The 25,674-nt window shown below is 56.8% G+C and carries 18 protein-coding genes; 6 read left to right on the top strand and 12 right to left on the bottom strand.

Annotated features, from left to right (window positions below; translation table 11 throughout):
* Window positions 1–354: 354 nt before the first annotated feature.
* The 4 genes from IEV54_RS10390 to hsdR all read right to left on the bottom strand — a co-directional run bounded on the left by IEV54_RS10390 (window position 355) and on the right by hsdR (window position 8,077).
* Window positions 355–1,689, bottom strand: a complete 1,335-nt coding sequence (locus tag IEV54_RS10390; protein ID WP_150279362.1) for a restriction endonuclease subunit S — start codon at window positions 1,687–1,689, stop codon at window positions 355–357.
* Window positions 1,686–3,296, bottom strand: a complete 1,611-nt coding sequence (locus tag IEV54_RS10385) for a class I SAM-dependent DNA methyltransferase (RefSeq protein WP_150277059.1) — start codon at window positions 3,294–3,296, stop codon at window positions 1,686–1,688. The genes IEV54_RS10390 and IEV54_RS10385 overlap by 4 nt, the downstream gene beginning before the upstream one ends.
* A gap of 7 nt (window positions 3,297–3,303) precedes the next feature.
* Entirely contained in the window at window positions 3,304–4,401 is a 1,098-nt protein-coding gene (locus IEV54_RS10380; protein WP_150277060.1) for a Fic family protein, read from the bottom strand.
* A 157-nt stretch (window positions 4,402–4,558) separates the two neighbouring features.
* Window positions 4,559–8,077 carry a type I restriction-modification system endonuclease gene (gene hsdR, locus IEV54_RS10375; protein ID WP_150277061.1) on the bottom strand — a complete coding sequence of 1,173 codons (3,519 nt, stop codon included), beginning with the start codon at window positions 8,075–8,077 and terminating at the stop codon, window positions 4,559–4,561.
* 349 nt (window positions 8,078–8,426) lie between these two features.
* Here hsdR and IEV54_RS10370 point away from each other — a divergent pair, with 349 nt between their 5' ends.
* Window positions 8,427–9,119, top strand: a complete 693-nt coding sequence (locus tag IEV54_RS10370; RefSeq protein WP_150277127.1) for a DUF433 domain-containing protein — start codon at window positions 8,427–8,429, stop codon at window positions 9,117–9,119.
* A gap of 168 nt (window positions 9,120–9,287) precedes the next feature.
* Here the strand turns inward: IEV54_RS10370 and IEV54_RS10365 are convergent, their stop codons facing one another.
* The 4 genes from IEV54_RS10365 to IEV54_RS10350 all read right to left on the bottom strand — a co-directional run bounded on the left by IEV54_RS10365 (window position 9,288) and on the right by IEV54_RS10350 (window position 12,102).
* Complete coding sequence (locus IEV54_RS10365; RefSeq protein ID WP_150277062.1) at window positions 9,288–10,229, bottom strand: cation diffusion facilitator family transporter; 942 nt, start codon at window positions 10,227–10,229, stop codon at window positions 9,288–9,290.
* Complete coding sequence (locus tag IEV54_RS10360) at window positions 10,226–11,119, bottom strand: cation efflux transmembrane domain-containing protein (RefSeq protein ID WP_373286444.1); 894 nt, start codon at window positions 11,117–11,119, stop codon at window positions 10,226–10,228. Before IEV54_RS10360 ends, IEV54_RS10365 begins: the two co-directional genes overlap by 4 nt.
* A gap of 84 nt (window positions 11,120–11,203) precedes the next feature.
* Window positions 11,204–11,695 (bottom strand): M48 metallopeptidase family protein, encoded by a 492-nt coding sequence (locus tag IEV54_RS10355; RefSeq protein WP_150277063.1) that lies wholly within the window; start codon window positions 11,693–11,695, stop codon window positions 11,204–11,206.
* A complete protein-coding gene (locus IEV54_RS10350) occupies window positions 11,692–12,102 on the bottom strand; it encodes a PH domain-containing protein (RefSeq protein ID WP_150277064.1) in 411 nt (136 codons plus the stop codon). Before IEV54_RS10350 ends, IEV54_RS10355 begins: the two co-directional genes overlap by 4 nt.
* Window positions 12,103–12,254: 152 nt before the next feature.
* On the opposite strand from IEV54_RS10350, the gene IEV54_RS17355 reads away from it, so the two are divergent.
* The 5 genes from IEV54_RS17355 (at window position 12,255) to IEV54_RS10325 (ending at window position 20,682) form a co-directional block, all read left to right on the top strand.
* Window positions 12,255–12,416, top strand: a complete 162-nt coding sequence (locus IEV54_RS17355) for a hypothetical protein (protein ID WP_223825401.1) — start codon at window positions 12,255–12,257, stop codon at window positions 12,414–12,416.
* Between the two features lie 23 nt (window positions 12,417–12,439).
* Window positions 12,440–13,783: a metal-dependent hydrolase family protein gene (locus IEV54_RS10340; RefSeq protein WP_223825402.1), complete on the top strand. Its 1,344-nt coding sequence runs from the start codon at window positions 12,440–12,442 to the stop codon at window positions 13,781–13,783.
* 161 nt (window positions 13,784–13,944) lie between these two features.
* The gene (locus tag IEV54_RS10335; protein WP_223825403.1) at window positions 13,945–16,095 is read left to right on the top strand and encodes a sulfatase-like hydrolase/transferase; all 2,151 of its coding nucleotides are present in this window, start codon (window positions 13,945–13,947) and stop codon (window positions 16,093–16,095) included.
* Between the two features lie 79 nt (window positions 16,096–16,174).
* Window positions 16,175–18,349 carry a sulfatase-like hydrolase/transferase gene (locus tag IEV54_RS10330; protein ID WP_150277065.1) on the top strand — a complete coding sequence of 725 codons (2,175 nt, stop codon included), beginning with the start codon at window positions 16,175–16,177 and terminating at the stop codon, window positions 18,347–18,349.
* A 254-nt stretch (window positions 18,350–18,603) separates the two neighbouring features.
* Window positions 18,604–20,682 carry a tetratricopeptide repeat protein gene (locus IEV54_RS10325; RefSeq protein WP_223825404.1) on the top strand — a complete coding sequence of 693 codons (2,079 nt, stop codon included), beginning with the start codon at window positions 18,604–18,606 and terminating at the stop codon, window positions 20,680–20,682.
* An 80-nt stretch (window positions 20,683–20,762) separates the two neighbouring features.
* Here the strand turns inward: IEV54_RS10325 and IEV54_RS10320 are convergent, their stop codons facing one another.
* The 4 genes from IEV54_RS10320 to pedF all read right to left on the bottom strand — a co-directional run bounded on the left by IEV54_RS10320 (window position 20,763) and on the right by pedF (window position 25,358).
* Window positions 20,763–21,752: an alpha/beta hydrolase gene (locus IEV54_RS10320; protein WP_150277067.1), complete on the bottom strand. Its 990-nt coding sequence runs from the start codon at window positions 21,750–21,752 to the stop codon at window positions 20,763–20,765.
* Between the two features lie 282 nt (window positions 21,753–22,034).
* Window positions 22,035–23,807 (bottom strand): PQQ-dependent methanol/ethanol family dehydrogenase, encoded by a 1,773-nt coding sequence (locus IEV54_RS10315; RefSeq protein ID WP_150277068.1) that lies wholly within the window; start codon window positions 23,805–23,807, stop codon window positions 22,035–22,037.
* A gap of 219 nt (window positions 23,808–24,026) precedes the next feature.
* The gene (locus IEV54_RS10310) at window positions 24,027–24,881 is read right to left on the bottom strand and encodes a substrate-binding periplasmic protein (RefSeq protein ID WP_308420813.1); all 855 of its coding nucleotides are present in this window, start codon (window positions 24,879–24,881) and stop codon (window positions 24,027–24,029) included.
* A gap of 45 nt (window positions 24,882–24,926) precedes the next feature.
* Complete coding sequence (gene pedF / locus IEV54_RS10305) at window positions 24,927–25,358, bottom strand: cytochrome c-550 PedF (protein ID WP_150277131.1); 432 nt, start codon at window positions 25,356–25,358, stop codon at window positions 24,927–24,929.
* Window positions 25,359–25,674 lie beyond the last annotated feature (316 nt).

Raw genomic sequence — 25,674 nt, 5'->3', positions numbered from 1 at the left:
AGGCTGAATCTCTCTAGATTCGTAGACACCCTTGAGGGCCGTTTCTGTGCAATTTTTATCTGTCGTCATCGGCTGCTTCTGGCCGATAGCAGCCAGTCATTCAAACCAAAACCACAACGAGCTCCGCCAACACTCTCACCTCATCTTTCTCCTCAGCCCCAACACAATCGGCTGAAACGAACTATCCGTCGACTCCGGTACCAGCGTGCAATCAATGGGGTCAGTGTCATTGTTTTCTTAAAGATCAAACGCTCTGACCCCATTGATTCGCGGAATTGCTATTGCACTACTCCCTGTACTCACATCCTGCCCCGACGGTTGAACCAATCAGGCCCACTTCATTCACCCATGCGTTCAAGCCGACGCCTTGCGACCCCGCTTGGTCTTGGGCGCCGCAGCCCGTTGCGCCTTGATACGTTCCAGCAACACACTGGCCGGCTCATCATTCGGGTCCTGCGGCACCAGCTCACCGCGAAAGGCCTTGGCTAGAATGCTTTGGGTCAGCCGATCAATCCGTGTTTGCGCGATTTTGACCCGGGTCTCCAGCTGGTCGGCGAAGGCGAATAGTTGTTCTACGCGGCTAACGATTTCGGTTTGTTCTGCTAATGTAGGAACTGGAACCTCGATGTCCTTCAAAACTGATGCCTTGATACCCTTAACTGTTGTTCCAGTTGCACGGCGCAATAACTCTTCTTGCAACAGTGGCGATTGCAAAGCTATAGCTCCAAAATTAGACAAAAAGCCTTCATGAAACTGGAGGCATATTGCACGCTGTGCCAATGCAAACTTCTCAGTTATGTCGATTACCGCAATATTGCCTAGCGGTGCTTCAGTTGTTATCAGAACATCACCAACCAGCGGAATCCCTCGTGTCATCCACCCCTCATAAGCTTCAGGACGTATGAACTCTCGAGGTTCTCTCGATATATACCCCGACCTGATGTTTTTTGCGGTAATGAGTGGAATTCCAGTCCCGACCTTTTCTGGGGTTTTCCCTCGATAGTCGATGAAACGTGCAAGCAAACCTAGCCTATTAACCGGGTAGGCGAAGTCCAGATCCTTATATTTGCTAGAGTCATCCTTGCGCCACTCCTCCGTCAACCGCCCGGAAACAGCAGCGGCGAGGACGGATTGGCGGAAGCGTTTGAGCAGTGCGGGGATGCCGTCGACGCGGGCTTTCAGGGTATCGACCTGGGCCAGCAGTTCGTCGAGTTTTGCGGCGATGCGGGTTTGTTCGGCGAGTGGCGGCAATGAGGTTGGTGCTGTAGAAAAAATGCCCTTGTTCACGATGGAAATCGTTGTTGCAGAGGATTTGGCTTCGAGCCATGGCTTAAGTGTTTTGCAGTAATGAAACAGGAACTTTGGATCTATTCGTTCATGCGGAATTATTGCATTAATCTGCTGATTGGTAGCTGAGGTTGTCGTGGTTAAGCCGACTTTCCCTAGATTTCCAATGCAGGTCACTACGATGCTTTGTGACGGTAGGCTTGGAATCTCGGCGGCGCCGTCAGCAGTTAGATAGGTTTCAGTCCTGAAGATCGGGCTGGCAAAATCGAGGTCGCCTGGCTTGATGAAGGGTATATCCCCGCCATAAAAGCGTGACTCTTTAGTACTCGGCGTTTTTCCCGTAACGATCTGGCCAATATCTGACAATTGGCAGGCAGCCCATCCCGTCGGCAACCCACTCATCCCCGCTCCCCCGCTTGTAGCCTATCGCTTGAAGCTTGCAGCTCCGCCTCCGGCGCCTCCAGCCCCATCACCTCCGCCATCAACCGCTTCTGCGCCACCACCTCGTCCTCGGCCCCCAAGGCCTTCATCAACTCCTCCAACTCATGCAAGGCCTCAGTCAACTCCGCCATGGCCTCACCGGCCAGCACTTCTGGCGCGGGCAGGTCGGCGGCATTTTCACTGGAGGCATCCTTGAGCCAGCTGATATCCAGCGAGTCGCCGCGCTCGGTAATCTGCTCGCGGGTAAAGCAGCGGAAACGGCTGAGTTCACCAATACCCTCGACATTCTCGGCCCGCGGGCTGTTGCCGTTCGGGTCATCGCCATAGGCGTCTTCAAAGGGTTTAAGGTGCGCATCACCAAAGGGCGTACGCTTGCCGAAGCTGGGCATATTGCTGCGCAGGTCATAGATCCATACGCGTTGGGTGCAGCCCTGTTCCTGACGCGGATCACCCGGGCTGCCCTTCTGGAAGAACAGTACGTTGGTCTTGACGCCCTGGGCGTAGAAGATGCCGGTGGGCAGGCGCAGGATGGTGTGCAGGTTGCACTTGTTCATCAGGTCGCGGCGTACCTCGGTGCCCACGCCGGCCTCGAACAGGACGTTATCCGGCAATACCACGGCGGCGCGGCCACCGGGTTTGAGGTTGCGGTAGATGTGCTGCATAAAGGCCAGCTGCTTGTTGCTGGTTTTATAGGTCAGGTCATCCCGGGTGTTGCTGGCCTCCCCGCCTTTGCTGGTACCAAAGGGCGGATTGGCGAGGATAATATCGGCCTTGGGCAGGGCCTTGCCGGCATCGCCGAGGGCGTTGCCCAGGTGCACTACACCTTCGTCGTCGCCTTCCATGCCATGCAGCAAGCAGTTCATCAGGGACAGGCGGCGCGTGTTGGGGACCAGTTCTATGCCTACAAAGGCCTTATGCTTCTGGAAGGCCGCATCCTTGGCGCTCAGCGCCAGGTAATCGTCGGTCTGCTCGCGCATATATTGGTCAGCAGCAACCAGAAAGCCCGCGGTCCCCGCGGCCGGGTCCTGTATTACCTCACCAATCTGCGGTTTGAGGCAGCGCACCATGCTGTTGATCAGGGCGCGCGGGGTAAAGTACTGCCCTGCCCCGGATTTGGTTTCGTTGGCGTTCTTTTCCAGCAGGCCTTCGTACAGATCACCCAGGCCGTCTTTGGCGGCGGTGAACCAGTCGATCTGGTCCAGGGTCTTGATCATCTGTTCCAGGTGGCGCGGTTCGCGCAGGCGAGTTTGCGCGTCGGCGTAGATGGCGCTGATCAGTGGGTCTTCGTGTACCAGATTATTGTCCGCATCTTTGCCGGTGGACAGGCTTAGCAGGATCCGCTTGTAGTCGTTCAGCAGGTTGATACCAGACTTGCCGTTGATATCGGTCCAGCGACAGCCTTCGGGCAGCGGGTGCTTTTTCAGGGTGCCGGCTTCGGTGTTCTCGTGCACCATTTTGATAAACAGCAGCAGCACCAGCTCGGTGACGTAGTCGCTGTAGTTGATGCCGTCGTCGCGCAGCACGTCGCAGAGGTTCCAGAGCTTCTGGACGATGTCGTTGTTGTTCATGGTTTTCTCAATTGGTTGGAAACTGGGGGGCTTCGCTAAGCAAGCGGACCAAGGGCTGATTGATGTAGTAGTTGCTGCGGCCTACCTTTTCTTTGACCAGAAGGCCGTGCTCCACCAGTTGATCAAGGTATTTGGTTGCAGTAATGCGGGAGACTTGCAGGTCTTCCATGACAAATTCGATTTTGGTGTACGGGTGGTTGAACAAGTTATTGAGCAGCTCCTGCCGGTAAATTTTGGGCAGCTCGGCGCGCATCCTTTGCTTATATTCCGTCATCAGGACTTTCATTGCCTGTATCAGCTCGATGGTGTGCTGCGATGTTTCGATCAGCGCGTCGAGCATGTATAGCAGCCAGGGCTCCCATTCTCCGCTTTCACGCACCTGCTGCAATTGCTGATAATAAGCGGCCTTGTTACGAATAAAGTGACGACTCAGGTATAGCACCGGCAGGTTGAGAAGGTCTTTGGCGACCAGATATAGCAGATTGAGGATGCGCCCGGTGCGGCCGTTGCCATCGTAGAACGGATGAATGCTTTCGAACTGGTGGTGAATGATGGCCATTTTTACCAATGGATCTGCATCACATAGACTGTCATCGTTGATGTAGGTGACTAGATTCGCCATCAATTTTTCTATGATTTCTGCGTGCTGCGGCGGAGTGTAGATAACTGCGCCGGTCGCGGCATTTTTCAGCTCGGTACCTGGCAGCCGACGCAAGCCTGCCTTGTTGCGTTCGAGCAGCTGCTGAACGTCAATAATATCGTTTAGTCGAAGTAACCCGGTCTGCCTGACGCCAAGAAATCCCTGCCTAAGTGCGTAGGCATAGTCTTGCACTTCCTTGGCGGCAATGGGGGTAACAGCCTCAACGTTCAGGTTAGCTTTATACAGCTCATCGTGCGTGGTAACGATGTTCTCGATCTCGGAGCTGTCTTTTGCCTCCTGCAGGGCCAGTGTGTTGATCAATATGGCTTCGTTTGGAATGGTGGCGGCAACGCCCTTGAGTTCAGCCAGATAGCGATGAGCCTCGGCGGTTTTTTTCAACACCGCACGGGTCTCAAGGCTACTCAGATTGCTGATCGGGAGTTCTGGAATGCTGTATCCGCTCATGTAACAGGCCTTGATCCATGGACTGGTTTTTCAGATATAGATTTTGTTGGATTTTATACATGTCGCGGAGAACATGCATAGAAATCGTTATTTTCTATACATATCAATAGGCTCATGTATAGAAAATGACGCCACCCTTTGCCGATTGCCCGGCTTTTCAGCCCACTTCTGGCCATATGGCTTTGTTTAGCTCCACCAGCAGGCTGTCCAACTGACTATTCAGAATCTTGTCCAGCTGTTTGGCACCCCCGTGCTCCGAGAATCGGCTGTTCACAAAGTCGCGATCAATGATCACTTCGTGCACCAGCTGTTTGGCCAGGCGTTCCAGCCATTTGCGCTGCGCGGGCAGCCATTTATGGCTCTGGTAAATACGCTGCATGGCCTGGGCTACCCGCTGCTCAAAGGGCACCAGGGCCTCGCCCAGGGCGGCGCGACGAATATGGCCGACGATGCTGGCGGCGATATCCTGGTTGGTCTGGTTGCGGACGGCGGTTTGCAGCTTGGCCTCGCTGTACCCGGCGCCATCGAGTAGTAGTTTGATCTCTTTGAGCTGCTCCCGTGTCAGGTCGCGCGGCTTGTTGACCACCACTGCCAGGGCTGCATTCTGGTTGAGTTGTTCGCGGATAAACCGATTGAAGCTGTCCAGATAGTCCTCCGGCTTCTGATGCACGCCATAGCTTTGCGTGCGCTCGCGGATCTCGTCGGGGTGTTCGGAAATAACCGGCTGGCGGTCGCTGCCAAGTAGGTTGTTGACCTCGTTCAACTGATGCAGCAAGCCATTGTGCTGGGTGATGAACTGGGCGGCCTGCTTGGGACCTAGCTTGCGCAAATGAGTGTGAAGCGTTTTCGGCTCTACGCCCCATAGATCCTGCAGTTCATCAAGCTTGTGTTTGACCGCCGGTTTGGTTTCGGCCTTTTTCTCGGCTTTGCGCAGCACGCGCATGACTTTCTGGCTTAGCTGGCTGAGCACCACGTCGGCATGGCTTTCACCAGCGCTGTCCCCTGGTGCGCTGAGGGCGCGTTCCAGTTGCTCGGGGTTGGTGATCTCCTCCAGCAGCTGTTCCAGGCTGATATTCGGATCCTTGACCAGCGGCTTCATGGTATTGACGTCGCTAAGGGCGGCGTAGATATCCACTGGGTCGTAGATGCGGAATACGGTTTTGCCGATCTCGTCACAGCGGCGGGTGGCACGGCCAATCATCTGTTCATACAGAATGCGCGACTTGACCCGGCGCATGAATACCAGATGGCAGATCTTCGGTACGTCGATGCCGGTGGTCAGCAGGTCTACGGTGATGGCGATATTCGGGTAACGCTCGTTCTTGTACTGGCGGATCAGCTGCTCGACCTTGTCGCTCTGGCCGGTGATCTTGGCTACTGCGGCCTGGTTGTATTCGCCGTTATAAAGCTCCTTGAAGGCCTCATCCAGCAGTCGTTTGACCATATCGGCGTGCAGGTCGGTGGCGCAGAAAATCAGGGTCTTCTCATCAGCGAACGGATCCAACTCCTGTACCAGCTGCTGACAGATCACTCGATTGAAGTTCTCGTTGATGACGCGACGGTTGAAGGCATCGACCTCGAAATTCAACTCGTCATCCAGTTCGGCGCTTTGCACTTCGCCGGTCTGGGTATTGATAGCGCTGACCTTTTCGCCCTTGGCGAAGGTAATACCGTTTTGCGTCAGCAGGGTTTCATAGCGAATGGGCGGCTCGTGATCGATCAGCCAGTCCTCGGCGACGGCTTCACGGTAGGTGTAGATGTAAACCGGCTTGCCGAAAATCTCGCTGGTGTGTTTGGCCGGCGTGGCGGTCAGGCCGATTTTCACCGCGTCAAAGTAGTCCAGTACGCGGCGGTAACTGGAGAGGTATTGGCTGGCATCACGGGTGGCCAGTTCGCCCTCGGTCATTTCCTGATCCAGGGTGTAACCGCGGTGGGCTTCGTCGATGATAATGCAATCAAACTGGTCCACCGGCGGCGGGTTGTCGTTCATGAATATGCGCTTGACCATGGCCTGCACGGTGGCGACCTGGATGCGGGTTGCGGCCTCGGCGGCCATGTCACCCAGCTCCGCGACGTTGTAGATCTGCGACAGCGTCTGATTCTGTTCTAGCGATGCTTCGTTGAAGGCGTCGATAGCCTGTTGGCCCAGAGCAGTACGATCTACCAGAAACAGGATGCGTTTGAAACGCTCGGTTTTCAGAAAGCGGTACATCAGCCCGATGATGGTGTGGGTTTTACCAGTACCGGTGGCCATGGCCAGCAGCGCCACACGAATTTCTTTAGCCAGTGTGTTTTCTACCGCCACAATGGCCTTTTGTTGATAGGCGCGCAGTTTCAGGTAACCGAAAGGCTCGGCCTGCAATTGGGCTTGCGCGGCCTCTTTACTACGCGTTAGCAAATCGCGCAGGCCCTCTGGGCTGTGGAAGCTGGGCAGCGCTCTTCTGGTATTGGCCGGGTGCCGCACGTCCCGAAACCAGGTACCTGACTGTTCTGCCAGCTGCTTAACAAAGGGGCGCCCGTTGCAGGAGTATACGAAAGGCACTTTGTAATGGCCGTCTTCGTCATCGGGCCAAGCAACGGTCTGCCCTGCCTGCTCCCAGGCGCCAATAAGCGGCGCGGTGACGCTCAAGCCCTTGCTGTAACGCTCGGCCTGGCCAATCTTTCCGGCAACATTGGTGTTTTCCTTTTTGGCTTCCACCACGGCGATCGGTGTCAGGCCAGCAAACAGCAAATAATCGGCGCGGCCGTTCTCGCCTTTGTACTGGGTTGGCCATTCGGCTATGGCGAGGTTCTTGCCCTTCTCCGGGCGGGCTCCGCTCTTGTAGGTGAGGGCTTCACTATCAGCTTGCCATCCCGCTTCAATCAGCTGCTGATCAATCAAAATGCGGGTGAGGGCTTCATCCAGAACAATATGCTGGGTGGCGGCTTGCGTGTTGCGGCTGAGTGTCTGGCGTTGAGCGGTTTGTGTCTTGTCATCCTGTGACGTCAGTTCAGCTTGAAGGGCTTTGATACGGGCTTCATAAGCCTGCTGTTGCTGATTGAGCGCCTGCTCATGGGTGGCAGCTTGCTGGGCCAGGGCTCGCGACTCTTCATCCATAGCATGGGCCAGGGCTTCGTATTCGTCCTTCTCTTTGGCGATCAGCTCATTGAGCTGCTGGCTCGAATCAAGGCCCATATTGGCTTGCTGCAGCTCGTATTTCAGCTTGCTAATTTCAGTCTGCAGGTTGCGCAACTGTTCGCTGGGATCAGCAGGCGGGATAAAGGGGCCGGGCTTGAAGTGCACACCGGTTTTGCCAAAGGTTTGATGAAACCAGATGGCCAGTTTGCGGGCGACTACCAGACCGCTGATGGCTTCCTTGTGCAGCGTCTTGAATTGGTGCGTGGCTTTGTTGCCCTCGATACGCAGGGTATGAAACAGCTCGCGCACCACCGGTTCCAGCTTGAGCTCACGGTTGATCTTGAACAGCAGATCGGCCTGGCTGGTTTGATCGTCGAACTCGATACCGGCCCGGGCAGCAAGGTGCTGGGCCAATGCCTCACCCAGCTGACGCAATTTGATCAGAGTGGTGTTGGGGTCGCCAGCAAAGGCCCGCTCGGCGGACTGGGCAATTTCGACAAAAAGCGGATCGTGTTCTGCCAGAAAACCAAAATTGCTGGTGGGTTCAGGCGATGTCATCAGTAAGAAACTCCCTTTCAACCTGAAAGCTCGGCCGTTCCAGTTCGGACACGTTCTCTCCAAAATCCTTGTCAGCACGAATACGTTACCGAACAACACTCAGGTAGCCGGTTTGTTATGTGATCCACTTTGCATTATCTGAGGTCCGTTGTCTCTAGGGACAAACATAAGCGGCTTGATCCGGGCGCGGATCGAGCGCGATCTAGTGACTAACAGACCTCGCCGTAAAAGCATTTCGATTTAGGCACTCATCCTAGCTGCCTGTTTCCGAATTATGGCTATTGGTCCATACTTCATATCATTACGCATCAACACGGAGCCAAGGATGGCAATGATCAGTACCTTAATCATGAAAACCCCAGAACCTCTAAGCCCTTTGCTCGGCGTTGGTCTCTACAGCCTGCCCGAAGCTTCCAGTTACACCGGTATTCCGGCGGATCAGATCAACCGCTGGGTCTTCGGTTACCGTGCGGGCGGAAAAAGCCACGCTAGCCTATGGCAACCTGCACTAGGAGAGCTCGAAGAGAAAACCCTGAGCTTTCATGACCTGCTTGAAATCCGTTTTGTGCATGCTTTCCGTCAATATGGCGTCAGTCTGCAGTCCATCCGAGCGGCTGCCGGTCATGCACGAGAGTGGTTTGACCAGCCCTACCCCTTTACCTGCAGGCGCTTCCAAACCGACGGTCAGAGTATTTTTGCCACGGTCATGGAAGAGACCGGTGACGAAACTCTTATCGATCTCGTAAAGCGCCAATATGCCTTCAGGCAGGTTATCAGCGCCTCGCTTTACGCTGGCATCGACTATGACAGCGATGGCGAGGCCCTGCGCTGGTATCCTCTCACACGGAGCAAGGCCGTGGTGCTTGACCCAGCGAGACACTTCGGCAAACCCATTCTTGCCAAGTCCGGTGTGGATACAGAAACCATCGCCGCCGCGTACCAGGCCGAAGACCAGAATATCCGCAGGGTCGCCCTGATTTACGATCTAACCCCTGCCGAAGTGGAGGCAGCCATCAGGTTTGAGCGCAAGGATGCCGCGTGAAATTTCTTCTCGATAACAACCTGCCACCACCTCTGGCCAGAGCATTGGAAGCGGCGCTACTAGGAGAAGAGTTAACTATCTCGCATCGATTTACCTTGATGTAGCTTTAATGGCTACAGTTGTAGCTTAAAAGGCAATACATCAAAACCGTCATTACTTCTTGCTGGTCTAACGGTGAACATGCGCACCGTCCGAGCCGCACCCAACACCAACCACACACCCCAACCGAATCTCCGCATCCTCCGGCTGCAAGGTGCTGTGCTCAATGCCGAAGCGCTCCCGCAGCACAGTCTGCATTTGCGGTAATACCCTGTGCCACTGGGTCATGGCATCCAGGTCCACATGGGCGGCCATGGCATGGCTGGTGGAGGACAGGCTCCAGATGTGCAGATCGTGAACGGCGCGCACCCCTTCTATCTCTGACAGAGCCTGGCTGACGTCGCCTGGCTCTATCCCCTGTGGTACGCCTTCCATCAGCACCCGGGTGACTGCGCCCAGCAGCCTGACAGCAGACACCAGGATAAGCACACACACGAACACCGACAGAATCGGGTCCATGATGGCTGGGCCGCCAAAGTAGATGATCGCCCCTGCAGCTACCGCAGCCACTGAGCCGAGCAGATCGCCCATCACGTGGAGCAGCGCGCCACGTACGTTCATGGTTTGCTCACCGCGCATCAGTACCCAGGCGACGATGATATTGACCAACAACCCCAGCCCGCCGATCAGCAATACCGTGCCCCCGTCTACCTCCGGGGTATCGAGCATCCTGAGGATAGCTTCGTAGGCGATATACACGATCACCAGAAACATGAAAATCACGTTGAACAGCGCGCCCAGCACCTCCGCACGTTGCAGCCCGAACGAATGCCTGCGTGAGGCGGGCTTGTTGGCGAGCCAGGCGGAAAAGGCACCAACGGCAAGTGAAAGCGAGTCAGTGAGCATGTGCCCGGCATCAGACAACAATGCCAGCGAGTTGGCCATCAGCCCTGCAAAAACCTCGACGATGGCGAAAGCTGTAGTAAACACCAGGGCAAAAAGCAACGTTTTGCCGGTGCCGTGGTTATGGTTGTGATGGGCATGACCGTGATCGTGGCTGTGTTCGCTCATGATTTCAGCGCCAATATACGGCGCGCTCCGTTGAGTACAATAAGGCCTACGACTGTACCGATCACCAGGTCAGGCAGATTGGAGCCGCTCCAGAGCACCAGCACTCCGGCGGTGATCACGCCCAGGTTGATCAAGACGTCGTTGGCCGAGAATATCCAGCTGGCTTTCATATGCACACCGCCGTGGCGATGCTTGTGAATCAACAGCAGGCAGATGCTGTTGGCGATCAGGGCGACAAAGGCAACGGCGATCATCGCGCTGGATTGCGGGTCGCTGCCAAACAGGAATCGACGCCCTACGTCAAGCAACACGCCCAGGGCCAGGACCAACTGCAATACACCGGCAAAGCGCGCCGCATTCATCTGATACCTGGCAGCACGCCCTACCGCATAAAGCGCGAGACCATAAACCGCGGCGTCGGCAAACATATCCAGGGAGTCGGCAATCAGACCGGCAGACTGGGCGATGAGCCCTGCAGTCATTTCAACAACGAACATGACAGCGTTGATGCCCAGCAACCAGCGCAAGGTACGTGACTCTGCAACCTCGGTGAGTGCAGAGCCTTCCGCTTGCTGCACCTGATCGGCGTTGGCAGGCTGAGTCTGCAGGAGCTGAGCCCCGAGGTTCAGGGTCGCCAGTTTGGCGGAGATCGGATCTACCGGACCATCATGCAGTACGGTCAGTTGGCGATCGGCCAGATCAAACAACAACGCCTGAACCGTATCGGAGCCGTTAAGTGCCAGCCGAATAAGGCGCTCCTCTGATGGGCAATCCATTTTGGGGATCTTGAACAAGCTTGCCCACTGGGCAGAACCTGCGTGCACGGTATTTACCTGGGCAACAGACTCACTCGAACAGCAGCAGGGGCTGGCAACACTGTCGTCCTTCACTCACTTGCGTCCTTTTCCCGGATTCGATTGCGCCATTAAAAACCATATAGCTACTGGAGGGTCAAGCGGTGCATATCGGGCTGTTCAACCGCGCAGGGTCAGATACAGCCGCAAGTCGAGTTCCAACTGATGGTAGTCGGGCTCCATGTGCTGGCAGAGTTGGTAAAAGGCCTTGTTGTGATCCTTTTCGCGCAAATGCGCCAACTCATGCACCACGACCATGCGCAGCAGCGGTTCCGGGAGGGATTTGAGGAGTGCCGAGACCTTGATCTCGTTCTTGCGCTTGAGCTTGCTGCCCTGCACCCGACTGACAAACTGATGTTGACCCAGGGCGTTGTCGATGACGTGCATGCGCGTATCGAAGAAGACCTTGCTGACCGGTCCGCTGCTACGCATATGTTGCTGTTTGAGGCGCTGGGTATAGTCATAGAGAGCAGCATCGGTCTGAACGCTGTGCCCACTTTCCGGCGGGTAACGCTGCTCAAGCCAGGTGCCCAGCTGATTATTGTCGATCAGCCGCTGCACCTGCTGCCTGACATCCGGACTGTACCCGTTGAGGTACTTGAGCGCTGTCACCCTACTGGATTGCTCACGCTTTCAATCTGGCGCTTGACCGTCATCGGATCATCAATCGCTTTGAAGATCACATCGCTGATACCGCGACCGGTGATTTTGACGGTGCCGTAACCAAACATGCGTCCGCCAATACCCTGGTCGATCTCGACCGTTTCGATTGACTGCAGCTTCATTTCATCGGTTTTGCGACTGATGATGCCGCGCTTGAGAATGACGCGCTTGTTGGTCACGCCCTGCTCCATGTGCTTGAGTTTGAGGTACTCATAGAGCGCTAACAGCAAGGTGATACCCAGAGTCGGTATGGCCAGTACGATCCAGAGGATCATTGGCAAACGGGCGAACCAATGCAAAGGGAAAAGTGCTTCGACTTTCTCTCCCGCTGACAGGGATTCTTCGATATAGGTCATGTAAAGGGCTCCGTAGGCGCATTGATTCTGGGTCAGGGGGCGAGTTTACACCAGATTCGTCGCGCCCCACTCCCGGACTACGTCTTCACACGCATTGATCGAATAAATGTGACTAGAAGTAAACAGGGTTATCACACATAGGGAGTCGGATCATGGGTACATTTAGAAGCTACCGCGCGCCTGGCCCAAGCCCAGGGCGCAAGCGTATTGATAACCAACGAATGATCGCCACGGCGCTGGATAAATCCGAGCGACTGGACTGCGTTTTTCTGAATGCGGGCATTGCGCTCAGTGATGAATTCATTGATAAATAACCAGCCCCCACCGGAGTCTTGCCATGATGCGCCTACCCGTTGTGCTTGTATTTTTTGTTGCCCTGCTGGGCCCTGTAAGTAGCCAGGCAGCCCCGCCCGTAGCCCGAGACATGCTGCTGCGGAACGTCTATGTGTTTGATGGCACATCCGCCGAACGCAGCAGCGCGCCGATGCATGTACTGGTGCGCAACGGTAGAATCGACAATATCAGCAGTACCCCCATCGAATCCGCAGCGAATGATGGCCTCGTGGTCTTTGATGGCGGGGGCCGTACGCTCATGCCGGGCCTGATTGATGCCCACTGGCATTCAGCCCTGGTCAGCCCATCCTCGATCGGCGCAATGACTGCGGATATCGCCTACATCCATCTCCTCGCCGGTCGGGTGGCAGATGCCACTCTGATGCGTGGATTTACCAGCGTAAGGGACATGGGTGGGCCGTCCTTTGGCTTGCGCCGCGCCATTGAAGAAGGGCTGGTAACGGGACCGCGCATTTTCCCCTCTGGGGCCATGGTTTCCCAGACCGGCGGCCATGGTGACTTCCGGCTACCCCACGAAGTACCCCAGGCGCAAAACGCTCCCTTGAATTACGCCGATCGCGTTGGCGTTACGGCGATTGCCGACGGGTCCGATGCGGTACTGAAGCGGGTGAGAGAACAATTGATGCTGGGCGCCACGCAGATCAAGCTGATGGCCGGTGGCGGCGTTTCTTCAATGTACGACCCGCTGGATGTGACCCAATACACTGCGGATGAATTGAAGGCAGCGGTCGATGCTGCAGAAAACTGGGGCACCTATGTCGCCGTGCACGCCTATACCTCCCGTGCAGTCACCATGGCGCTGGAAGCGGGCGCGCGCAGTATTGAGCATGGGCAACTGGTAGACGAGGACACCGTGCGGCTGATGGCAAAAAAAGATGCCTGGTGGAGTCTGCAACCCTTCATCGACAACGAGCTGTCCAACCCGAAAACAGGTGCGGCGCGCCTCAAGCAACAAATGGTGCAACAGGGCACCGATCGCGCCTTTGAATTGGCGCGCAAGCACAAGATCAAGGTCGCCTTTGGCACCGATATGCTGGGCACCGGCAATCTGGGTGAAAGCCAGAACGCGCTTTTGGTGTCCATGCAACGCTGGTATACCCCTGGCGAGGTTCTGCAAATTGCCACCGGTAACAATGGCGCGCTAATGAGCCTGGCCGGTCCACGTTATCCGCTGCCCGCGCCGCTGGGCGTCGTCAAGGTCGGCGCTATTGCCGACCTTTTGCTGGTAGAGGGTGACCCGACCGCAGATCTCGCGCTGATCGCTGACCCCGAGCAGAATTTTCGGATGATCATCAAGCAGGGAGTGATCTATAAAAATACACTTTAGGGCAAGAGCATGGCTCCTGAAACGCGATCAGGGGCCTCTGAAGCGAATCAAGTGCATACATGTTCATGGCACCGGGCTAGTATTGGACACACACCCACCAGCAGAGCAATTCTCACTTGGCCGACCATCCAGGCGCCTTAGAAGAACACAAGAATCTTCACTTGGTACGCATACTGGCTTTGATGCTTTCGCCCCTGTTGCTGACTGCCTGTCTCGACAGCGGTGGTAGCAGTGCATTATTAAAGAGCCCGGCGCCGGACAGCGGAAACAAACCCAATCTGATTCTGATAATTGCTGACGATGTGGGCGTCGATCAGTTGAGCAGTTTTGGCTTTGGCGGTACGCAGCCGCCAGCCACGCCTACCATTGGCAACCTCGCTGCCACTGGTGTGAGCTTTTCCAATACATGGTCCATGCCTACCTGTTCGACCACGCGTGCAGCCCTGTTCAGCGGCCGCTATCCGCCGCGGACCAATGTGAACACGGCGATCGTTTCTACCGATTTGGTCAACTCGCAGACCTCACCCTTTGAAAAAACCCTGCCTCACGTTCTGGCAGCCGAGGGTTATGTCAGCGCCTATATTGGCAAGATTCACATTACAGGTTCGGATGTGAATCCGGCCAACCACCCTTTTGGTGATGAAGCGATCAGGGCCCTGGGGTTTGATTATTTCGCCGGTTATTTTGACGGTGGCCCGCGCCCGATCGATGTGACGGCAGGGTTGGACAACCTCGATAGCAGCGCCGCCCCCTTCAGTTGTGGCTTCGTACCCCTGGCCTCTGATCATCCCCAGGGCGCCGATACCGGGGCCTGCTATCAGCCAAGCGGCAGTTGTGAATTGCTGACGACTGGCAATGCATCCGTACCCGGCAAGGTGTGCCTGGAGCGCGGCGGCCTGTTTGATCCCGGCCAGCAATGCGCTGCGCAAATACCCACTTATCTCGACTTCACCCGTCAGAATGCCTATTACACCGCCGAAGTCGTGATCAGCGACGAGAACAGTTCACGGCGCCTGGACGTGGATGACCCCGCCTCAAGACTTTATCGCACGCAACTGGAGTCCAACCTTGCCATCGACTGGATGCAGGCGCAGGCGGACGACCAACCCTGGATGCTTTCGCTTGGCTACTCGGCCTCACACGCACCGCTGCAACCAGCACCCGCCAGCCTGGCACCCGTAGCCGGTGCGCTAGATACCGGCATTGACTGTGACAACGACGCAGACACCCGCCAGTTGATGAATCAGACCATGGAAGCGCTGGATACCGAGCTACGCCGTGTGCTGCTGGCGGCAGGGGTCTTTATCGAAAACGATGATGGCGAGTTGGAATACAACCCAGCGAGCAATACCGTGGTGGCCTTTGTGGGTGACAACGGTACCTACGGCCCGGTAGTCAAGGAGCCATTCCTGCCTGCCCGCAGCAAGGGTACGGTTTACCAGGGTGGTATCTGGGTGCCGTTGATCGTCACTGGCGCCACCGTCGAACAACCCGGCCGCTCGGTGGGCGCTATGGTCAACTCCACCGACCTCTATCACCTGTTTGCCACACTAGGCGGTGCTGACCTGAGCGCTCCGGCCGTTGCTGACCGACTGGATGCCCAGCCAATGGACAGCTACCTTGCCAACCCGGATGCGCCGCCCGTGCGCGACACCAATTTCTCCATGTCGGGACGCAACCTGGCTGACAGTATTCCGCAGCCCTGCGTGCTCACCGACGTCAATATCTGCCTGCAGCTGTTCCCGCAGAAAGGCCTGTGTCTGTCCGAGGGTGGCACCTGGTATGGCGATGACGGTGTGGTGCCCGGCCAGTCCTTTAGCTCCTGCTGCGCGGTAAACACCTACCGGGAAAACGGCGGCGAAGCGCCTTTCGATATTCTTGCCGAAACCCAGCGAACGGTGCGCAATGATCGCTTCAAGGTGCTGCAGCTGGAAGAACCCAACTGTGCAGCGGGTGATGGCAGCCTCACGCTGCGCAACCAGTTATATGAAATAAACGAAAGCGGCTCCCTTCAGGGTCTGGACAACTTTGCCACCCAGGATCTGCTGACCCGCCCAGCGCTGACCTCGGACCAGCAGCAGAATTACGAAACCTTGCTGGCGGAGCTGGACAGCATAGTCACTAGCGAACCGCCCTGCCCTGGCGATGGCAATCTGGATCGGGTCGTCAACCAGAAAGACCTGCGCGACTGGGCGGTGTTCGCTCAACTTAACCAGGGACGCTCCAGCTGGTACGACTTCAACCTGGATGGCCTGACTGATGCCGCGGACCGGCAGATCATCGAGGACAACCTCGGTCTGGAGTGTCTGTGACCGGCCATGCAATAATCAATACCTGCAGCTCAACTAGCACTTACGCTTGGAAAAGCTCGAATAATTAGAAGAGATTCTCATGAAATCAACACTAGGCGTCAAAGTGCTGCTGTTGGCTGGATTATTTGCCCTTGCTTCCTGCCGATCGGACTCAGGGGGTGACAACTCCCCTCCTGTCAGTGGCGCCGAGACCCCGAACATTCTGTTCGTAATCATGGATGACGTGGGTGTCGATCAGCTCAGCACTTTCGGCTACGGTGGCGCGGAAGCGCCGAGCATGCCGACCATCGGTGCTATCGCTGATGCCGGGGTGCGTTTCCGCAATACCTGGTCGATGCCCGAGTGTTCCCCGGGGCGCTCCGCTCTGATGACCGGGCGCTATCCCTTGCGGACCAATATCAAACTGGCCATAGGCCCTAACGACCTGGCCAATTCGCAGACCGATCCAGAAGAGATCACCGTTGCCAAGCTATTGGAGCCGGCCGGTTATACCAGTGCGATGTTTGGCAAGTATCACCTGGCTCAGGCAGGGTTCAACGAGGCCGGTAACGGCGCGCCAGCCCAGAGTGGCTGGGGGACGTTTTACGGCTGGGTCGACGGGGTGCCCGACTCGATCGATACCACGGCTGGCGGTGTTGCCGCGCCCGGGACGTACAACTGCGGATACATACCGGATGAAACCCAACCCAACGGCGCTAGCTATGGGGCATGCTATGTGCCTACCGATAGCGGTAGCCAGTGCACGGAAATCGTCGGTGCCAGCGCACTGGGAGATTCCGCCGGCCTGCAGTGCGTGTCACGCGGCGGCGTGCTGGTACCCCAGGCGACCTGCCAGGCTGACGCACCCGCCGAGGTGAATTTCCAGCAGGCCAATGCACATTATGTTTCGCCTCTGGTGGTGAACGCAGGGGGCAATGTGCTCGAGGCGCCCTTGAGCGATACGCGCGGGCGCGGCTACCGTTCGACCATTGAGGTGAATGCGGCGATTGAATGGATCAACGCCCGCAACAGTCAAGCCGACCCTTGGATGACCACCCTGAGCTTTAGCTCGGCTCACACGCCGCTGCAGCAACCGCCTGCCGAGCTACTACCATCCGGCATCAACGCAGAATTGACCAGTGACTGCAGCGACTCGCTGAATCAGCGCCGCCTGTCCGATGCAATGATCGAAGCCATGGATACCGAACTGGGCCGTTTGCTGGTCGAAACCGGCATCGCTCAGGTACGGCCTGATGGCTCCCTTATCTATGATTCGGCCGCGAGCAACACCATGGTGGTTGTGATTGGCGATAACGGCAGCTTCGGCCCTGTAGTCAAGGCGCCCCTGGACCCCAACCGCGCAAAAGGCAGCACTTATCAGACGGGTGTCTGGGTACCGTTGATTGTCGCCGGCCCCATGGTGGAAGCACCTGGCCGGGCCGTGGAGCATATGATCAACGCAGTTGATGTGTTTCAGCTGTTCGGCGAGACGGCCGGTATAGACGTATCTGCCGCGGTACCGCGTGGCGTGGACTCGGTAAGCATGCAGCCCTACCTTGCAGACCCCGCGCAGGAAAGCCTGCGCGAGTACAACTTTACCCAGGGGGGCCTGAATATCCAGGTTAACGGCGGGCGCAACGGGCCCTGCGTATTCTTCGGCAGCTCCTGCTCACACACCCCCATCAGCAAAAGTGTGTGTGAGGACAACGCTGGCGTCTGGTGGGGTCTTGGTGCCGACGACCCAACGGTTCTCAAGGGTGCTCTCACCCAATGCTGGGAAGTCAATCAGGCCATCTACGATAACGATCCTGCCAATTACGACACCAACCGCATTGTCATGAGCCCGACTGGCACCCAGGCGGTGCGCAATGACGCGTTCAAGCTGGTGCGTAATCAGGCGCTGGATTACGACGTCACTACCGACACTGGGGTTGAAGTGGTCTCGGAAGAGTTCTATGCCATCGATCAGAATCCGATCCTGCCACAACTTGACAGGGCCGGCCTTGAACTCGATACGCAAAATCTGAACCCACAGGAGCAGAGCAATCTTGCGCTCTTGCAAACGGAGCTCAACACCGTTCTGGCTTCACAGCCAAGTTGTCCCGGAGACGGTAATGGCGACGGCGTGGTGGATGATCTGGATCTGAGCGCCCTGGCCGTCGTGCAGGCGCGCTGGGGTGGGTCCAGTACCTATGATTTCAATATCGATGGTTTTACCAATGACCTGGACCGCGACATCATCAATGCCAATCTTGGTCCTTGCCCGCAACCATGAGTAGGCGTTGGACCTGGCCGCTGGTCCTCCTGCTGTTAGGTGCAGCAGCGACGGCGTGGTGGGCAGTGCCCTCGCCCACTGCACCAATACCTGAGTCTGAGTCTGAGTCTGAGTCTGAGTCTGAGTCTGAGTCTGAGTCTGTAGCCGAGCACAGCACCGCCATAACCCCGCCCGAGTGGGTTAATGAAGCCCAATGCCAGAGCTGCCATGCCGCGGCTTTTGCAGACTGGCAAGGCTCGCACCACCAACTGGCGATGCAGCCGGCCGCCGAGCATTCGGTCCTCGGCGACTTCAGCGGGCAGCAGATCGACAGCGATACAGAGAGCAGCCGGTTTCTACGCGACAACGGAGCCTTTGTTATTCAGACCCCGGGGGCTGACGGCCAGCCCGTAGACGCCAAGGTGGCCTACACCTTCGGTATTGAGCCACTGCAGCAGTATCTTCTGGAAATGCCCGGCGGCCGTTTGCAGGCCCATGGCATGGCCTGGGATACGCAGCAGCAGGCCTGGTTTCATCTGTATCAGGACCAGGGTGTGGACCACCAGGATCGCCTGCACTGGACTGGTAGCGTACAGAACGCCAACTTCATGTGTATCGAGTGCCACGCCACTGACTTCAAACGCAACTACGATGCCGCCACCGACACTTTCGCCAGCCGCTGGCAAGCCCCGGGCGTGGGCTGCCAGAGCTGCCACGGTCCTGCGTCGGGGCACCTCGAATGGGCCGCAGACACTCCAGCAACCGAGCCCGATCAGCAAAATAACTCCATGGGGTTCGCCACCAGCCCGAGCATTGCATCCACTGAAGAAGTGGAAGTCTGTGCCCGCTGCCATAGCCGTCGCTCGCCGCTGGATGACGGTTACCAACATGGCAATGCATTGATGGACGACTTTCTGCCGAGCATTCTCAGTGCGGACCTCTACGAGGTAGACGGCAAGATCAAGGCCGAGGTGTTTGAATACGGCTCCTTCAAACAGAGCAGGATGCACGCCGCCGGAGTGGTCTGCTCCGATTGTCACAACCCGCACAGCGGTGAGCTACGCGCATCGGGCAATGGCGTATGCACCCAATGCCACAACAGCAATGCGCAGCCGACCCGGGCCGCAATTCAGGGCGGCGGCCTGCAAGCAAAGAACTATGATTCACCAGACCACCACAAGCACCCAAACGGCTCGCCAGGCGCGCAGTGCATCAATTGCCATATGCCCGGCAAGCTTTACATGACCAACGACTTGCGCCATGACCACAGCTTCACCTCGCCCAACCCGGCGCAGGCACTGGAGCTGAGCCATAGCGATGCCTGCCTGGGCTGCCATCAGCAGGTCGAGCCTGGAGAGCTAGTCGCGCAGTTTCTGGCGCAGTATCCCGAGGCGCTGCCACGCGATGGCGGATATGCTCAGGATATGGCCGCTGCACGTGGCGGCAAGCCTGGCGCTGCAGCCGCCCTATTCAGGCAGCTCGCCCGTGACGATCAACCGGCTATCAGAGTGGCCACGCTGGTCAGCGAACTGCCCCGCTACCCTTCCCTCGCTGGACTACAGCAACTGGCCCGCGCAGTGCGACATCCTGATCCCAGCGTGAGGGTGGCGGCCATCAACAGCTTGCCCGCGCTTGCCAGCGAAACCCAACTGCGAGACCTGCTCGCGCCGCTGGCAGCCGATCCCGTTCGTGCCGTGCGTCTGGCAGCTGCCTGGCAACTGGCCCAGTTGCCCGCGCAGACACGATCCGGGCTGACTGCCTGGCCGGCACTGCGCGCTGAATACGAGCAGGTGCAGAACAATCTGCTGGAGCGCGCTGACGCGCACTTCAATCTGGCCATGCTGTATCAACTCAGCAGCCGTGAAGATAAGGTTGAGGCTGCCCTGCGCGATGCACTTGAACGCGATGCAGGTTTTTTCCCCGCCATAATCATGCAGGCGCAATGGCAGGAGCAGTACTTTCGCCTCCCGAAACGGGGCCTGACGCTGCTGCAACAGGCCATCGCACGGCATCCAGACGAACCCAGCCTGCACCACGCGCTGGGGCTCGCTCTGGTACGCCAGGGCAACCTCGCCGAGGCCCTGCCAGCGCTTGCCCTGGCCCTGGCCCAGCAACTGGGCTCTGATAACGCCGACTACGCATACGTGCTGGCAGTCGCTCTGCATGACAGTGGCGAGCGGGACAAAGCGCTGCGGCTACTGGAAGAGAACCTGGCTGCCGATCCTGCCAACCGCCAGGTGCGGCTGGCATTGGTCAGCTACCTGAGTGTGCAGGCGCCGGCAAAATCGAAGGCACTGATGGAAGAGCTTCGAGCGCAGAATCCTGATGATCCGGCAGTTCAAAAGTTGCGGTAGCTATGGCCGTAAATATAGATTCTGCATCCACTGCAGACAAAGCGCTCTAGCTCGCCTTTTTGAGCACATGAATAAACCTGTCACCTTTTGCTGCGCAGATTATCCAGATCACGCAGCTCACTCATTGCTGCAATCAGGGCGTTGAGCGCTGGCTGCATAAGCGTCAGCCCCACGTGATTTGCACCTTCAACAAGCGTAACCGGCACTCTCCTTTCAGCTGCACCAAACACATCGACAAACTCCGCCGGATAAAACATCTCGTCCTGAGCTCCAACTAGCACCTGTGTAGGCTGCTGAATCCCCTTTATCACCTCGACGTAATCGGCCTGTGGTCGATAGTTCTCTGCAAGGTTGAAAGAGTATTCCGGCGTCAGCGATTGACGTGCTTGCTCACTCAGGGCGTAACTCACTACAGGCAGGTGATTGAATTGCTTAATACCCATCTGGTTCAGAATGGCTAGCGCCACATAGCGAGGCAGACCCACGTTCACCCAGCCGCCGCTGCCCGAGCGATAAGTGGGAGCCTCATGACTGACGAACGGAGCGAGAAGCAGATAGTGATCAAAAATCGCGGCATGCTCACCGCCCGCTACACGTAAGGCGAAGCCGCCACCGGAAGAAAAGCCCACCAGAGTGACCGGCGCAGCCGGCTGTACTTGCTCCATGAAGTCCTGGAGGTCGTCCTCGAGCTGGCCCACATAAGCGACGTGCCCCTTGGCCCCCGAAGCGCCATGCCCGCGCACATCCAGAGCATGCACGGCAAAACCTGCGTCTACCAAAGCCTGTGCCATCAGATGCATGCTACGACTGTCAGCGGATGAGCCGTGGAGCAGCACCGCACTGCCCTGCGGATTCGCGACGTCATATCGGCGAAACCCCAGATTCTGGCCGTCCCGAGCGGCGTAGTTGCTTAGCTCGGGTAAGCCGGAATAATCCACTGAATCAAATGGGTTGTTTGCCGACGCCATAACCGACGGCGCGGAGGGACCGCCGAAAACGACCGACAATACCAATGCACCAACAAAAGACACTACAACGACCGCCAGCGTGGCGAGCAGAGGCTTTTTCATGACTTATTCCTTTATGTGAAAAACAGCTAGTCCGTGCTCAAGATGTGAACTCTATCACAGGCTGGAGACAAGTTAGCAATTCAGGATTTAGTCATATACTGATACATAGTTATTTTTTATCCCGCTCAGTGCGAGGTATCCGCACCGGCGCTGCAGTTGATCCCAAACAAAAGGCCAATCATTTATGATTGGCCTTTTGTTGGCTATTGGCAGGAGCTGATTGATTCGAACTCCCAGCCCTTACCTCCTACCTACACACCTGTTGCTGGTTAAACCATGTACTCAACGCTTGGCCACCGTAGATGATGACGGAATTTTGAAGGTCCACAGCATGCCGCCCTGGTTGAAGTCCTTGACGATCTCGGCTACCTGGCCGCCCCACAACGGCACCGCGCCGCCCCAACCTGAGAGCACGGATACGTATTGTTCGCCATCCATGTCCCAGGTGACCGGGTTGCCGATTACGCCAGAGCCGGTGTTGAACTCCCACAGCTTTTCTCCATTTTTGGCGTTGAAAGCCATCAGGTAGCCTTCCGGGTTGCCGGTAAAGACCAGGTTACCTTTGGTGCTCAGTACCCCACCCCAGAGTGGCGCCGGGTTCTTCACGCGCCAGACTTCCTTGCCGGTTCTGGGGTCCATTGCCCTTAGAACACCAATGTAGTCATCGTGGATAGGTTTGATGGTGAAGCCAGCGCCCAGGTAGGCGGCACCCTTTTTGTATGCGGTGCTTTCGTTCCAGATATCCATGCCCCATTCGTTGGATGGAACATAGAACAGGCCGGTATCCTGACTGTAGGCCATGGGCTGCCAGTTCTTGCCCCCAAGGAACGCAGGAGCCGCGTAAACGGTTTTCCCCTGATCACCCGATTCTGTGGGCGCACCTGGACGGTGATCCTCGCTGTAGATTGGCCGACCGTTCTTGTCTAGCCCTTTGGCCCAGGTGATGGTGTCAACAAAAGGAAAACCTCGGATAAACTTGCCATTAGTGCGGTCCAGCACATAGAAGAAACCATTACGATCAGCTGTCGCGGCAGCCTTGATTTCCTTGTCGCCCTCCTTGTAGTTGAAGGACACGAGCTCGTTTACTCCGTCGTAGTCCCAGCCATCATTCGGCGTGGTCTGAAAATGCCATGTGATGGTGCCGTCGTCGGGGTTGAGCGCCAGTCGTGAGGAGCTGTAAAGGTTGTCGCCCTTGCGCATATGCGAGTTCCAGGGCGCGGGGTTACCGGTACCGAATAACAGCAGATTGGTTTCAGGGTCATAGAAACCGCCCAGCCAAGGCGCACCACCACCGGTCTTCCAAAGATCGCCGGGCCAGGTTCTGTTGGCTTCGCCACCGGAAATACCTGCCTCGATGGCTTTACCGTCCTTGTAGGTATAACCCATGTGACCTTCGATGGTCGGACGAGTCCAGAGCAGCTCTCCGTTGGTCGGGTCGTAGGCTTCAATCTTGCCAACAACCCCAAATTCACCACCCGACACGCCGGTAATCAAGCGGCCGTTAACTATCAGCGGCGCTGCGGTAATGGCATAGCCTGCCTTGTAGTCGGCTACGGTCTTGCGCCATACAACCTTGCCGGTGTCCTTGTTCAGTGCAACCAGTTTGGCGTCAAGCGTACCGAAGATCACCAGATCATCGATCAAGGCAACCCCGCGGTTGATCACGTCACAACAGGGCATGATGCCATCTGGCAGGCGGGCGTCGTATTGCCAGAGTTTCTTGCCGGTGCGGGCATCGACTGCAAACACACGAGAATAGGAGCCGGTGATATACATCACGCCGTCCTTGATCATCGGCTGTGCTTGCTGGCCGCGCTGTTTCTCACCACCAAGCGAAAAGGCCCATGCAGGCTGCAGCTGGCTTACGTTGGTGTCGTTTACCATGGTTAGTGGGCTGTAGCGCTGGCCCTGGGTACCCATGCCGTAGGAGACAATGGAGTCGGTTGTGGTCGCGTCGTTGGTGATATCGTCATAGGTGACGCCAGCGACAGCCAAGCCGGAAAAACTCATGGCGGTTACCAGGGCGGTCAAGGCGAAGGATGAGCGGTGTGTCATTGCTGCTACCTCAAAGATGTATTGTTGTGATGGTCGAGTCAGCGAAGAACCGGGAAATTTTCCCGCCTCAGGCCCTGATTGTTCGCTGCGAGGATCTTCTCAACAATGCAACCCAGGGGTGATTTACCTCATCACTTGGTAGCAATACCCTGATCGCGGGCACAAAAAAGCCGGCTGGCATGGCAAGACTGCCATGCCAGCCGGCAAGCATGAACCGGTTCAGATATCGGCGTAATAACTCGGTAACATGTAACGCAAACCATACTCGGCATAGAGCGCTGCCATGCGTCCATCCAGCACCATGGCTTCAGTGATATCACCCAGGGCATAAGCCAGCTGGCGGTTGGAGTCATGGACTGCCATCCCCAGATCCCAGACCTGTTTGCCCATATTCGGATAGGCATTTTCGGTCAACTGCATGCCGGCCTCGGCATTTCTGGCAAGTAGCCAGTCAATCTCGGCCTGCGTGCCCATCACCGCGTGTACCTCCCCAGTCTTCATAGCCTCGAAGGCGAGAGCCAGGTTGCGATAATGGCGGGTCATTTTGCTTAATTGACCATTCATGACACTGGCCAGGTAGAACGAGGGAATCGAATCCTCTTCAACGCCAACAGGGTGATATTGAAAGATCGCAATGCTGGGCACCGCGTCTATCTTCTTCGGGTTATAGGCAGCTTGCCAACGCTCCTGTTGATACGGGCCGAACATGTGAACCAGCTCGTGAGCAGGCAAGCCAAGGTCATCACGCATTGTGCTGTACGCTTTGTCGTTGGGTGCCCGCAACATCACATCGGCGATCTGACCAGGGCGCAGGTAATGACCTTTCCAGAGGTGATTGCGCAGGTCACCGTCAAAGGTTTCGTCCGGCTTCATCCATTGCAGCCGCAACTCCAGGTCAAGCTCTGCAGCCAGCACCTTGGCCAGCTCGACGTCAACGCCTCGAGGCTGACCATCGTGCATAAAGCTATAGGGTGGGTAGTCTTCATAGACGGCCACCTTGAGATAACCGGAATCGATAATTTCATCATGGTCGCGGATATGCGTGATGTTGAACGCCAGCGCCGGCATGGCCATCAACAAGCAACACCATAAGCCCACAATCCTCAGGGAAAGCATGCTTTATTGCTCTACCGCAACAGTTTCCAACCAGGTACGAATTGCCCACAGAGCTTCCTGGCTGAGCACGTCGCCCATACGCGGCATATACACCCGGCCGTCGCGTACAGCGCCATTGACGACCCGCTCCTTGAACCACTCATCACCGTAATCACCGGTCTCAAGCTCTCGTAAATCGGGCGTCATACCCCCAGAGATGGCTTCCAGTCCATGGCAGGACGCACAGTTCTGGTTATAGGCAGAAGCACCTATTTTTACTGCTAGGTCATGTTGCGGATGATCTCGATAGGGGTTGGTTTCAAGCCACTCCTCGCCGAGTTTCTCCAGGTTTTTGGTATCCACTGACTGTGGCGTGACGTTGCCGTGCGCCAGGGACTGGCCAGAAGCCAATAGTAATCCCAGGGCGCTTATCTTCAGGGCTTGTTTGAAATGCATCATTAGGCTCACCTCTCGGCCGTGTCAGGCACGGATCATTATTTGAGTATCCGAGGGCCATGGTAGGAACGGACCGACCTGACCCCAATGCTGCTTTGGTGGCCGCAAATTAGTCCGTTGGTATTAAACACTTCAGCCACCGCACCGGATTCTCAAGCCAGGCAAAGCCGCTTTTAACAGCTAGAACAGCCAAAAGCATTGATTTGCTCCGTCCAAAGTAGCGCTCCAATTGAGGGCATCCCAAGCGCCAGCTACCCGGGGTTTTTTCCCGCAAACCCCGGGTCATTTTCCGTATCACCGAAAAAGACGACTGACC

The organism is Halopseudomonas salina (assembly GCF_014637955.1).
Lineage (GTDB): Bacteria > Pseudomonadota > Gammaproteobacteria > Pseudomonadales > Pseudomonadaceae > Halopseudomonas > Halopseudomonas salina.
This window is presented reverse-complemented; position numbering and strand designations above follow the sequence as displayed.

Coding starts and splice junctions, on each gene's coding strand:
- IEV54_RS10385 (WP_150277059.1), bottom strand. CDS start 3,296: ATGAACAACAACGACATCGTCCAGAAGCTCTGGAACCTCTGCGACGTG.
- pedF (WP_150277131.1), bottom strand. CDS start 25,358: ATGCATTTCAAACAAGCCCTGAAGATAAGCGCCCTGGGATTACTATTG.
- IEV54_RS10340 (WP_223825402.1), top strand. CDS start 12,440: ATGATGCGCCTACCCGTTGTGCTTGTATTTTTTGTTGCCCTGCTGGGC.
- IEV54_RS10330 (WP_150277065.1), top strand. CDS start 16,175: ATGAAATCAACACTAGGCGTCAAAGTGCTGCTGTTGGCTGGATTATTT.
- IEV54_RS10315 (WP_150277068.1), bottom strand. CDS start 23,807: ATGACACACCGCTCATCCTTCGCCTTGACCGCCCTGGTAACCGCCATG.
- IEV54_RS17355 (WP_223825401.1), top strand. CDS start 12,255: ATGGGTACATTTAGAAGCTACCGCGCGCCTGGCCCAAGCCCAGGGCGC.
- IEV54_RS10380 (WP_150277060.1), bottom strand. CDS start 4,401: ATGAGCGGATACAGCATTCCAGAACTCCCGATCAGCAATCTGAGTAGC.
- IEV54_RS10320 (WP_150277067.1), bottom strand. CDS start 21,752: ATGAAAAAGCCTCTGCTCGCCACGCTGGCGGTCGTTGTAGTGTCTTTT.
- IEV54_RS10370 (WP_150277127.1), top strand. CDS start 8,427: ATGAAAACCCCAGAACCTCTAAGCCCTTTGCTCGGCGTTGGTCTCTAC.
- IEV54_RS10350 (WP_150277064.1), bottom strand. CDS start 12,102: ATGACCTATATCGAAGAATCCCTGTCAGCGGGAGAGAAAGTCGAAGCA.
- IEV54_RS10365 (WP_150277062.1), bottom strand. CDS start 10,229: ATGAGCGAACACAGCCACGATCACGGTCATGCCCATCACAACCATAAC.
- IEV54_RS10310 (WP_308420813.1), bottom strand. CDS start 24,881: ATGGCCATGCCGGCGCTGGCGTTCAACATCACGCATATCCGCGACCAT.
- IEV54_RS10325 (WP_223825404.1), top strand. CDS start 18,604: ATGCAGCCGGCCGCCGAGCATTCGGTCCTCGGCGACTTCAGCGGGCAG.
- hsdR (WP_150277061.1), bottom strand. CDS start 8,077: ATGACATCGCCTGAACCCACCAGCAATTTTGGTTTTCTGGCAGAACAC.
- IEV54_RS10390 (WP_150279362.1), bottom strand. CDS start 1,689: ATGAGTGGGTTGCCGACGGGATGGGCTGCCTGCCAATTGTCAGATATT.